General features: G+C 73.6%; 12 protein-coding genes. 6 read left to right on the top strand and 6 right to left on the bottom strand.

The window, feature by feature from the left end; all coding sequences use genetic code 11:
• On the bottom strand, window positions 1-188 hold a 188-nt coding region (locus AB0469_RS29565), incomplete at its 3' end, for a transposase (RefSeq protein WP_366454502.1).
• A 206-nt stretch (window positions 189-394) separates the two neighbouring features.
• Here AB0469_RS29565 and AB0469_RS29560 point away from each other — a divergent pair.
• The 3 genes from AB0469_RS29560 (at window position 395) to AB0469_RS29550 (ending at window position 2,568) form a co-directional block, all read left to right on the top strand.
• Window positions 395-922, top strand: a complete 528-nt coding sequence (locus AB0469_RS29560; RefSeq protein ID WP_366454493.1) for a helix-turn-helix domain-containing protein — start codon at window positions 395-397, stop codon at window positions 920-922.
• 417 nt (window positions 923-1,339) lie between these two features.
• Window positions 1,340-1,651 carry a transposase gene (locus AB0469_RS29555; RefSeq protein WP_366454492.1) on the top strand — a complete coding sequence of 104 codons (312 nt, stop codon included), beginning with the start codon at window positions 1,340-1,342 and terminating at the stop codon, window positions 1,649-1,651.
• The gene (locus tag AB0469_RS29550; protein WP_366454491.1) at window positions 1,582-2,568 is read left to right on the top strand and encodes an IS3 family transposase; all 987 of its coding nucleotides are present in this window, start codon (window positions 1,582-1,584) and stop codon (window positions 2,566-2,568) included. Before AB0469_RS29555 ends, AB0469_RS29550 begins: the two co-directional genes overlap by 70 nt.
• A gap of 115 nt (window positions 2,569-2,683) precedes the next feature.
• On the opposite strand, the gene AB0469_RS29545 is transcribed toward AB0469_RS29550, so the two are convergent.
• From AB0469_RS29545 to AB0469_RS29535, 3 genes are all read right to left on the bottom strand, one after another.
• Entirely contained in the window at window positions 2,684-3,868 is a 1,185-nt protein-coding gene (locus AB0469_RS29545; RefSeq protein ID WP_366454490.1) for an IS701 family transposase, read from the bottom strand.
• A 53-nt stretch (window positions 3,869-3,921) separates the two neighbouring features.
• Window positions 3,922-4,320 carry a hypothetical protein gene (locus AB0469_RS29540; protein ID WP_366454489.1) on the bottom strand — a complete coding sequence of 133 codons (399 nt, stop codon included), beginning with the start codon at window positions 4,318-4,320 and terminating at the stop codon, window positions 3,922-3,924.
• A gap of 154 nt (window positions 4,321-4,474) precedes the next feature.
• Window positions 4,475-5,068, bottom strand: coding sequence for an EamA family transporter (locus tag AB0469_RS29535; RefSeq protein ID WP_366454488.1), 594 nt, complete (start codon window positions 5,066-5,068; stop codon window positions 4,475-4,477).
• Between AB0469_RS29535 and AB0469_RS29530 the strand changes: the two genes are divergently transcribed.
• Both AB0469_RS29530 and AB0469_RS29525 read left to right on the top strand, forming a co-directional pair.
• Window positions 5,067-5,210 carry a hypothetical protein gene (locus AB0469_RS29530; RefSeq protein ID WP_366454487.1) on the top strand — a complete coding sequence of 48 codons (144 nt, stop codon included), beginning with the start codon at window positions 5,067-5,069 and terminating at the stop codon, window positions 5,208-5,210. The two genes, AB0469_RS29535 and AB0469_RS29530, sit on opposite strands and share 2 nt — an antisense overlap.
• A 32-nt stretch (window positions 5,211-5,242) precedes the next feature.
• A complete protein-coding gene (locus tag AB0469_RS29525; RefSeq protein ID WP_366454486.1) occupies window positions 5,243-5,962 on the top strand; it encodes an AAA family ATPase in 720 nt (239 codons plus the stop codon).
• Between the two features lie 90 nt (window positions 5,963-6,052).
• On the opposite strand, the gene AB0469_RS29520 is transcribed toward AB0469_RS29525, so the two are convergent.
• Entirely contained in the window at window positions 6,053-6,460 is a 408-nt protein-coding gene (locus AB0469_RS29520) for a helix-turn-helix domain-containing protein (protein WP_366454485.1), read from the bottom strand.
• Between the two features lie 132 nt (window positions 6,461-6,592).
• On the opposite strand from AB0469_RS29520, the gene AB0469_RS29515 reads away from it, so the two are divergent.
• On the top strand, window positions 6,593-7,531 hold the full coding sequence (locus AB0469_RS29515) for an NADP-dependent oxidoreductase (protein ID WP_366454501.1): 939 nt from the start codon (window positions 6,593-6,595) through the stop codon (window positions 7,529-7,531).
• 233 nt (window positions 7,532-7,764) lie between these two features.
• On the opposite strand, the gene AB0469_RS29510 is transcribed toward AB0469_RS29515, so the two are convergent.
• Window positions 7,765-10,707, bottom strand: a complete 2,943-nt coding sequence (locus AB0469_RS29510; protein ID WP_366454484.1) for a LuxR C-terminal-related transcriptional regulator — start codon at window positions 10,705-10,707, stop codon at window positions 7,765-7,767.
• Window positions 10,708-10,850: the final 143 nt, after the last annotated feature.

Raw genomic sequence — 10,850 nt, 5'->3', positions numbered from 1 at the left:
GCGGGCAACTGCTGCCAGGTACAGCCCGAGGTGGCAACGAACACGATCGCCGCGAGTACCTCACGGTCGCCATGCCGACGCCGGCCACCACCCTGCGGCCGCGACGGCGCATCCGGCACCACCCGCTGGAACAGCTCCCACAACTCATCCGGCACCAGCCGCTCAACAATCCCCACCACAACCGACAGCCTACCCAACTGCCCAAATGAGATGACCTCTGAGTCTCTTCCACGAGGTCGGGGGTGACCCGGCGGAGCGAACGACCTGGCATGCACTGCTCGCCGGTCTGCAGACAACGTCTGTCAGAGGCGGATTCGGGGGTGTCGCTGAGGCGGTCGAGGTGGAGTTCACTCCGCTTGGGGCGTACCAGTGTCTGCGGCTGCCACTGCACCACGTGGCCAACGCTCGCCTGCACCCGGATGAGGTGCTGGGTACCGGCTGGTCGACCGGGCTCACCGAGCAGCTCAAGGCGAGGCCGGACTGGGAAGGGCGCTGGGCGGTCATCGACGACGCCCTGGCGTGTCTGATGGTAGATGCTCCCCCGCCCTCGCCCGTCGTTGCCGAAGCATGGAGCCGACTGCGTGCCTGCCATGGGCAGGTATCCGCCAAAGAGCTGACCGCCGCCACAGGCCGTGGCCGCCGACGGCTACAAATGCTCTTCCGCGAGCAGATCGGGCTCCCGCCTCAATCCGTCAGCCGAATACTGCGGTTTCAGCGGGCGCTCACCTTGGGGTCCGACGCCTGCCGGTCACTAGCTGACCGGGCAACTCTGTGTGGCTATTACGACCAGGCGCACATGAACCGCGACTTCCGCGACCTTGCCGGGCTCACCCCGGCACAGCTGTGCCTTCTCGCCGACCGCTCCGCTTCCCAAGGCAAGACCCCTGCAGAAGGACGGCTGGCCAACGTCTTCGACGATTGAAGGTTTGCCTCCCACTCCACCGGACCTACAAGCGCACCGACGAACCGAACGCCATCGTCCGCGTTCCACTGCACCTGACCGGGGGATGTCGATGCCATTCGCCTGCCAGCCGGCGGTCGACGCTGGCAGGCCTGAGGCGTGAGGTCCCCGCAAGGCGGCGGCATGACCCGCGCGGGGAGAACCGCGCGAAAATCGCCGTTCGGATCAGAGGTTGGCAACAGGCCGTGGCCCGACCGTGTCAGAAGAGCTCCAGCAATTCCTCTAGTACTGCAACGGTCTTTGCTCTGATGGTTGGGCAGTTTCGGGTGGCAGGTGGCCGCGTTGTTTGTAGTGGCTGAGTCGGGCCTTGATCTTCCCCCGACATGCGGAAGGTTGCCGTTCATGGCCTGATGTGCCGTGAGAAGGGAGCCTTGTGTGATGGCTGCTCCGATGAAGTACCCGCCCGAGTTGCGTCGGCGTGCGGTCCAGATGTACCGCGATGCGGACCCGAAGCCGGTGATCCGCCGGATGGCCGGAGAGCTCGGGGTGCATCCCGAGGCCCTGCGGAACTGGATCCGTCAGGACGAGGCCGACCAGGGCGAGCGGGACGACCGGCTGACGACCACGGAGAAGCAGGAGCTGGCCGCGCTGCGGAAGGAGAACGCTGAGCTGCGGCGTTCATGCGAGATCCTCAAAGCCGCCTCGGCTTTTTTCGCCCAGGAGCTCGACCCGACCCGGCGACGGTACTGAAGCTCATCGACCAGCATCAGGACCGCTTCGGGGCCGAGCCCGTCCTCCGGGAACTGCACATCCCCGCCTCCACCTACTACCGCTGGCGCCGGACCGCCCACCAGCCGTGCGACCGCGCCCGCCGGGACGCCGAGCTGACCGAACGCATCCGCCGCGTCCACGCCGAGTCGGACGGCACCTACGGATCCCCGCGCGTCCACGCCGTCCTTCGGCGCGAAGGAGTCAGCACTGGCCGCAAACGCATCGAGCGCCTGATGCGCGAAGCCGGCCTGCAAGGCGTCAGCCCACGCCGGCCCCGCAGCTTCACCCGCCGCGACAACAACGCCGAACCGGCTCCGGACCTGGTCAAACGCGACTTCACTGCCGATGCCCCCAACCAGCTGTGGGTCGCCGACATCACCCTGGTCCCCACCGGGGAAGGGCCGTGGTGGCTCGCTTCGATCCGCGATGCCTTCTCCCGCCGGATCGTGGGCTGGCACACCTCCGAACGGGCGGACGCGGACCTGGTCCTGACCTCCCTGGAATACGCCCTCCACGGCCGGCCCGTCCAGCCCGGACAACTGGTTCACCACAGCGACCACGGCTGCCAGTACACCTCGATCAAACTCACAACCCGCCTGCTCAAAGCCGGAATCGAGCCGAGCATGGGCAGCGTCGGGGACTCCTACGACAACGCCCTCGCGGAGAACTTCTTCAGCGTCCTGAAGACCGAGTGCGTCCGCCGCGCCACCTTCGCCACCCGCACCGACGCCGACCTCGCCCTGTTCGCCTACATCGACGGCTGGTACAACACCCGCCGCATCCAAAAGGGCCTCGGCTGGCTCAGCCCCGACGAATACGAGGCGAAGTACCACGCCGATCAGGCGACGGCCGAACGGGCGGCCTTCGAACCACCGACACCCGCACTGACCAGGTAATCAGCACCTCCCTCACAACGGGGGAAGCTCACCTGAAACTGTCGGCGGCGTCGCCAGTGGGACCAGTGCAGGACATGCTCGACGGGGGTGGCCTGCCGGTGTGTGAGTCGGGTGATCAGACGTCGGAGCTCGGGCAGACTGAGGGGGACGAGGCCGGAGGATCCGTTTCTGCTTTGCCGGCGTCCAGTTCGCGGGCCCGCAGAACGGTGAGGCAGGCGTGGGCGGCCAGGGCGAGAGTCATGTGTCGGTGCCAGCCGGGGTAGCGGCGGACCTGGTAGTCGTCCAGGCCGCACTCCTGCTTCGCGGTCTGGAAGCACTCCTCGACTGCCCACCGGCTGCCGGCGACGTGGATCAGCTGGTCGAGGGTGGTTTCCGCGGGGCAGTAAGCGATGTAGTAGGAGATCTCCTCAGGCCTGCGGACGCTGCGGCGGGCGATCACCCAGTGACGGCAGTCGTCTCGGTGCCAGGGGCGGACCTCGACTCGGGCCCAGTCGAAGACGCGGGGTCCGTGGGCGCCGTCGCCGCAGGAGCGGCGCTTCCACTTCTGCCGCGGCAGCCCGGGAAACAGGTCATGGACGGGATGGTCCATGGCCCAGCGGGTGACGACGGTGTCGTGCCGGGTGGTGGCCATGACATGGAAGACGTCAGCCCGCTCCAGCTCCGAGCGCCAGCTCTTGGAGAAGCCGTAGCCGGCGTCCGCGGTCACCCACCCGAACGGGATCTTCTCCGCGATGGCCCGTCGGACCATCGCCCTGGCTGTTGCGACCTTGGTCTCGAAGACGACCGTGTCGTCGATGCCGGCCCGCCGGCACCGGTCCCGGTCCTCGGTCCAGGACGCCGGCACGTAGAGACGCCGGTCGATCAGGGTGCGACCGCGACAGGACGCATAGGCCAGAAAGACTCCGACCTGGCAGTTCTCCGTCCGGCCAGCCGTGCCGGAGTACTGCCGCTGGACACCGGCCGACCGGTCGCCCTTCTTCAGGAACCCGGTGTCGTCCACGATCAGCACCGCATCCGGATCGCCGAGGTTCTCAACGACGTACTCCCGCACGTCGTTGAGAACCTCGTCCGCGTCCCAGTCGATCCGGTTCAGCAGCCGCTGGACCCTGTCCGGACCCGCATGCCCGGCCTCCTCCGCCAGCGTCCAGCCGTTCTTCCGCTCCAGCGGAGCGATCAGGCCCCGCATATAGGCAAGGGCCGTCTCACGCGGCTCCGACCTGGAGAAGCGGTGCACAAACCGCTCATGCAGAGCCTTCAGTTCACCAGCCCACGACCGGGCCTGAACGCGTTCCCCACCCATGACCAGCCCAACGACCCACCTGCCCAACCGTCACGGCAAAGACCGTTGCAGTACTAGTTGCGCTTGGCGAAGATCCTGATCGTGCCGATCAGTTGCTCCATGGTCAGGGAGACGCGGTCGGTGCCGGGGCCTCTGTCGATGATGGTCATGCACAGGGGCGTGCCCAGCACCGTCACGACCTCGACCTTGGTGATCGTGTAGCCGGCGTACTGCCCGATGAACCTCCCCGAGGCCTCGACCCGCGTCTGCAGCAGGGTGTCACCCGGCTGACGGCTCCCGGCCACGTTGCAGGCGGCCAGTCGTGGGGTGCCTGCGGCGGGCCCGGCGGGCGGGACGGGAGCCGGGGCGGCGGAGGCCGCCGAGGCGGCCGGGGCCAGGAGCAGGAGGGCGAGGAGGAGGGCGAGGGCGGCCGGGGCCGCCAGGGAGGCGCCGCGTGCGCGTGAGGTCGTCATGCGGCGACCGTCCAACGGCGCCCGGCCGGCCGCAACGGGACCGCGGCCGTGAATGCTCCGAACGCCTCAACCGCCCTGGTGACGCCGTCCTTCCTCGCCCCGGCGCGGCCCGGAGACCCCGAGCAGGACCGGGCGCCCGCCCCGGCCGGCCCCGTCACCGCGGCCTGATCGACCGGGCCCGCCCGGGCGCCCCGGGCGTCCCGGGCGTCCCGGGCGTCCCGGGCGTCCCGGGCGTCCCGGGCGCGACTCCCCCGAGGACCAGGACCAGCCCGGACCACTGGAGCGGGCCGAGGCTCTCTCCCGCGACCGTGGTGCCGAGCAGGACACCGGTCAGCGGGTTGAGCAGCCCCAGCAGCCCCACCGTGCCGGGCGGCAGGTGCCGCAGCCCCGCGAACCAGGCGGCGAAGGCCAGTGCGGTCGCCACCACCGCGACGTAGCCGAAGGCCGGCAGTTCCCGGCCGCTGGGCACCTCTGGCGCGCCCTCGAAGGCCACGGCCAGAGGCAGCAGGACCAGCCCGCCGGCCGTCAGCTGCCAGGCGGTGGTGGCGAGGACGTCCACGTCGTCCCGCCACCGGCCGGCCAGGACGTAGCCGAGCGAGGAGACCAGCATCGCCGCCGCCGAGGCGGCGAGTCCGGGCAGGCTCACCGGTTCGGCCCGCGTCAGCAGCATCAGCCCGACACCGGCCAGGCCGACCAGCGCGCCGAGCAGATGGGCCCGAGCGGGGCGGGTGGCGGTCAGCGCCCACATGCGCAACGAGCACCGCCTGCTGGGCGTGCTCACCGCCGAGGAGGCGTCGGCGCTGGAGCGCCTGCTGACGACCTGGCAGCAACGCCTCGACCACATCGGACCGATCCGGGGTGACGACGACGACGGGGCGGAATCGGGGTGATCCGGCCGGTTCCCGCGCGATAGTGTCACCGGATGCCGGAACCACGCTGGGACCTCGTACTGCTCGGCGGCGCCTCGGGTGTCGGGAAGAGCCTGGCCGCCGCCCGGATCGCCGCCGCGACCGGCGCGTTCGTCGTGGAGTTCGACGACGTGGTCGGCGCCGTCCAGGAGCTCACCACGGCCGAACAGCACCCGGCCCTGCACCACTTCGACGAGCCCGCCGCCCCGGAGCGACCGGAGGGGACCCCGCCGCCCGAGCGGGTGCTGGCGCTGCAGATCGCCACCGCCGAGGCGCTGGAGCCCGCCGTGATCGGGGTGGTGCGCAACCGGCTGACCGTTCCCGTCCCGGCCGTGTTCGAGGGCGACTACCTCACCCCGGCCGCCTGCGCCCGGGCGGTCGCATTGGGCCGGGCCGCCGGCCGGGACGTCCGCGCCGTCTTCCTGCACGAGGGCGACGCCGTCCGCATCGCCGCCAACTACGCGTCGCGCGAACCGGGGAGCGGTGCGCAGACGGACCGCGCCGAGGTCAGCGCGCGGTACTCGCGCTGGCTCGCCGCCGAGGCCCGTAGGCACGCGCTCCCCGTGGTCGACTGCCGCCCGTGGCCCACGCTCGCCGACCGCGTCGACCAGGCCCTCGCCCTCGCCCACGCCCACGCACCCGGCCGCGCACTCGACGGCTCGCCCTCCGGCGGCCCCGAGGGCCGGACCGGCGTGCAGCCGCTGCGGAAGATCGACCCGACGTCGCCGCAGTAGGCGCAGGACCGCGGAACCGCCGCCGGACCCGTTCCCGTCCCGGCACAGGCACCGGCACCGGCTCCCCCACCGGGCCGCCCTGCGGCGCCTTCAGCGAGCGGCCGCGGCGCCGTCGTGGGCCGCCCGGTGGGCGAGCACCTCGGGCATGTTCTCCTCGGCCCAGTCCTTGATCGCCCGCAGCAGCGGGAGCAGTCCGGCGCCCAGCGGCGTGAGCGCGTAGTCCACCCGGGCCGGGACGGACGCGGTGACCGTCCGGGTGAGCAGACCGTCCCGCTCCAGCGCCCGCAGGGTCTGGGTGAGCATCTTCTCGCTCACCCCGGCGAGGCGGCGGCGCAGGTCGCTGTACCGCTGCGGGCCGTCGGCCAGCGCGTTGACGATCAGGCTGACCCACTTGTCGCCGATCCGGTCCAGCAATTGCCGGGCCGGGCACTCCGCGAGGTACGCGTCGAAGCCGGCCCGCTCGGCCGCGCGGCGCTGGGCGGCGGTCGTGGTCGCCATCGGCTCTCCTCACCGTGCGGTACGCACTCCGAGGTGCGTACTTCCTGTTGGAGAGCAACTCTCCCTAGGTTGGCGGGTGTTCGCAAGCCCCGCCGGAAACCGGACGGGGCCGGCCCCAGGGAGGAGAGCATGATGCGTGCCGTGGTCGTCCGCCGGTTCGGTGGCCCGGAGGTCCTGGAACTGATCGAGGTGCCCGACCCGGAACCCGGCCCGGGCCAGGTGCGGCTGCGGGTGGAGGCGGCCGGGGTCAACCCGGTGGACGCGGTGACCCGGTCCGGAGCGCTCGCGGCGGCCGGGCTGATGGGGCCGCGCGAGACGGTCGGCATCGGCTGGGACGCCGCCGGAACCGTCGACCGCCTCGGCCCCGGGGTGTCCGGGTTCGCGCCCGGCGACCGGGTGATCGGGCTCCGCGACCGGCTGGACGTCCCGCTCGGCGCCTACGCCGACGCCCTGGTGCTCGACGCCTCGGCGCTCGCCCCGGCCCCGGCGGGGGTGTCCGCGGAGGCCGCGGCGACCCTGCCGCTGAACGGGCTGACCGCCCTCCAGGCCCTGGACCTGCTCGCCCTGCCGGCCGGGGCGACCCTGCTGGTCACCGGTGCGGCCGGCGGCGTCGGGGGGTTCGCCGGCCAGTTGGCGGCGCGGCGCGGCCTGCGGGTGGTCGCGGTGGCGGGCGAGGGCGACACGGCGGCGGTCCGCGCGGCGGGCGCGGACCTGGTCGTGCCGCGCGGCGCCGCCGACCTGGCCGCCGAGGTGCGGTCGCTGGTGCCGGGCGGCGTGGACGGGGCGCTGGACGCCGCACTGCTCGGGGTCGCGGCGCTCGGCGCGGTGCGCAACCGGGGCTGCTTCGTCGCGGTCTCGGCGGGCGCGGCGCCGCTCGGGCTGCGCGGCGTCCGGGTCGACCACGTCTGGGTGGCGGCCGACGGCGCCGCGCTCGCCGGACTGTCGGCGCTGGCGGGGCGCGGGGAGCTGACCCTCCGGGTCGCGGACACCCTCCCGCTGGACCGGGCGGCGGCCGCCCACCACCGCCTGGCGGCCGGCGGCCTGCGCGGCCGCCTCGTCCTGGTGCCCTGACCGGCCGCGGCCGGCCCAGTTCACGGGGGGCGGGCCGACACCCGGGCCGTTGCACCGCCGCGAGCCCGCCGCACGTGCCGACCCGGCGGCTGCCGCAGGCGCGCACGCGGCAGCCGCCGCAGCGAGGGTCCGATCGACCAGGTCCGGTCAGGTCCGCCGCAGCACGCGGCCCCGACCGTGGTCGGTGACCGGGGGCCCACCGGAGCGCCCCACCCGCGCCCGACCGTGTGACATCACGGGAGCCGAAGCCCATCCGTGCCGGGCGGCGCGAAGCCCAGTCCGGCGAGCGCCCGCTCGCCGGCGGCCGTGTGGTCGCCCCCGGCCAGCACCAGGGTGAGCGCCGCCTGGTACGGGCAGTCCGCCGCCTCGAAGGCGGCCACGACGGCGAGCAGCCGCTCCCGGTCGCCGTCCGCCAGGGCCTCGGCGCGGTCCACGTGGGCGGTGGCGGCCGCGTTGCCGGCGACAGCCACCCGTGCGGCGTCCAGCTGCTCGCGGGCCCCCGGACGCCCCGCGAGCACCGAGGCCTCCGCCCGGAGCACCACGGACCAGTGCAGCCAGAACGATGAGACCGGCGTGCCGGCCTCGCCCGGCCGCGCCGCCAGACGCCCCAGCGCCGCGTCGGGCCGGCCGTGGTGGAGCAGCACCACGGCGTCGAACACCGCCTCGTAACCGTGACTGTGCTTCGGTGTGCCGGCCCGGCCGGCGAGGGCCAGCCAGGTCGCCCGGGCCTCGTGGTCGCCTCGCAGACCGTGCACCATGGCGACCGCGGCGGCGGCCGGGCCGAGCGAGAACGACCGCTGGAACCCGATCCGTTCCCAGGTCTCCAGCAGGTGGTCACCGGTCTCCAGCGCCTTCTCGACCCGGCCGGCCAGCACGTCGGCGACCAGCAGCCAGGACCGCGCGCACGCTCCTGCCTCGACCAGCAGCCGATGCTCGGCGAGCTGTCCGGCACACCGGCCGGCCCATTCCAGGTCGCCCACACCGAAGCCGTTCCCGATGCCCGTGGCGAGGGCGTCGAGCAGCTCGTGCGTGACGGCCGGGGCCTGCGGCAGCGTCCGCAGCAGGTCGATCCGGCGTCGGGTCGCGGCCGCCGCGGCGAAGGCGTCACCGCCACGGCTCCAGGCTCCGGCGAGGGCGTCCAGCGCGGCGGACTCCGCCACCGGGTCGCCCGCGCGCCGGGCGAGGGCGACGGCGCGTTCGGCGCGCGCGACGACGTCCGGCGCGGGAACGGCAGCCGTTGACGCGCTCGTCACGGAGGCAGCCGCCAGGGGGACGCTCGCGCCGGAATCGGCCGGGCCGACGGGGGCCGTACCGAAGGCGTCACCGTGCACGGCCACCTCGGCCAGCGCGAGGGCCGCGCCTCCGGCCGGGGAGTCGTCGGAGAGCGAACGGGCCTCGGCGAGCAGGGCGTCCACCACCTCGGCGGGGGGTGCCTGTTCGAACTCGCCGGCGAAGCGGACCGCCACCGTGGCGGCAGTGGCCAGGTCGCGGCCGGCGGCGGCCCTGTGTCCCGCGTCGAGCGCGGCGGCCGCGGCGGCGCGATGCAGGCGGTACATCTCGTCGCCGAGTCGTCGGCAGCCGGCCACGGCTGCCGCCCGGCGCAGGGCCTCGGCCGCGTCGGTCCCGTCGGCGGCGAGGACGGCGGCCTGCTCGTACCGCTGCTGGGACTCGCCGAGCAGGTTGCGTTCGAAGGCCGCCCCCGCGAGCGCCAGGGCGAGCCGTCGGGCGTCCGCGCGCCGCTCCGGCCGCCCGGCGGCCCAGGCCAGCGCGGACCGCAGCTCGTCCGCCAGCACGTCGAACCCGGCCCGCCCGTCCTCGTCCGCCGTCCGCACCAGCTCGTGCGCGCCGTCCAGGCACCACCCCAGGTGGCGGGAGCGCACGTCGGCCGACTCACCGGCCTCGTCGAGCCGTTCGGCACCGTACTGGCGGATCGTCTCCAGCGCCCGGTACCGGGTGCCGTGCGCGGACGGGACGGCGGTGAGCAGGCTCTGCTCGGCGAGCCGGCCCAGTCCGTCGGCGACGGCGACCGGGTCCAGCGGGGCGAAGCCCGCCACCTCGACCGCCGCCCCGGCTGTGAACGGCAGGACGAACACCGACACCCGCCGCAGCAGCGCCCGGTCGACGGGCTCCAGCAGTTCGTGACTCCAGTCCAGCACCGCCCGTACCGACCGGTGGCGGTCGTCCGCGCGCGGGCCGCCGGCCAGGAACCGCAACTGGTCGGACAGCCCCGCCCCGAGACCGTCCAGGCCCAGCGTCGGCCAGCGCGCCGCCGCCAGCTCGATCGCCAGCGCCATGCCGTCCAGCCGCTCGCAGATGTCCACGACGCCGTCGAGCTCGGCCGGACCGGGCGGCAGCCCGAGCCCACCCGCCCGGGCGGTGAAGAGGGCGACGGCGTCGGATCCCCAGCCACCCTCCCGGGACAACGGGGCCACCGGGAAGACCCGCTCGAACGGAACCAGCAGCCGGGACCGGCTCGTCGCCAGCACCCGAAGCCCGGGACAGGCCGTCAGCAGCCGCTCGAGGAAGGGCGCCACGCCGTCCCGGACCTGTTCGCAGTTGTCCAGCACCAGCAGGACCCGCCGGTCCGCCAGCGACTCCAGCAGTGCCAGGTCGACGTCTCGGCCGGGTTCCTCGGCGACGCCGAGGGTCGCCGCGACCTCGGCCGCCACCCGGTCCGGCTCGGTCACCGGGACCAGGTCGACGAACCACACCCCGTCGGGGAACTCACCGGCGACGTCCGCCGCCACTTCCAGCGCCAGCCGGGTCTTCCCCACCCCGCCGGGGCCGAGGACGGTCAGCTGCCGATGCGCCGTCATCGCGGCGGCCAGGTCCGCGCGTTCCCGCGCGCGCCCGACAAACGCCGTCAACGGCACCGGCAGTAAGGGTCCCGGGCGTTCGGCCACCGGACGCCCGGGCGCGGGCCGGCCATCCGGGCGTAGGACTGACGGGAGCCGTTCTGGCGCAGGCCGGTCGGACGCGCCCGGTTCCCGGCCCAGCGCGTGGCGCGAGAGCGCCCGCCGGTCGGGCTGGGCCAACTTGCGCAACAGGGAGGAGACGTGGGACTCCACCGTGCGGACCGAGATGGACAGGCGTACGGCGATCTCCGCGTTGCTGAGGTGCTGTCCGAGCAGGACGAGTACGTCGGTTTCCCGCGTCGATATCAATGGTGTGGACACGGACTCATTATCGGTGGCACAGCTCCGCGGTGGTCCGTGTTTCTCCTCCGTGGTGATCCGTGGTGATCCGGGCTGACCAGGACGGATCCCTGACGGTCAGTGGTGATCCGTACTGATCCGTGGCCGCCGCGCCCGCCGGCTTT

This window comes from Streptomyces sp. NPDC093801, from assembly GCF_040701585.1.
Lineage (GTDB): Bacteria > Actinomycetota > Actinomycetes > Streptomycetales > Streptomycetaceae > Streptomyces.
This window is presented reverse-complemented; position numbering and strand designations above follow the sequence as displayed.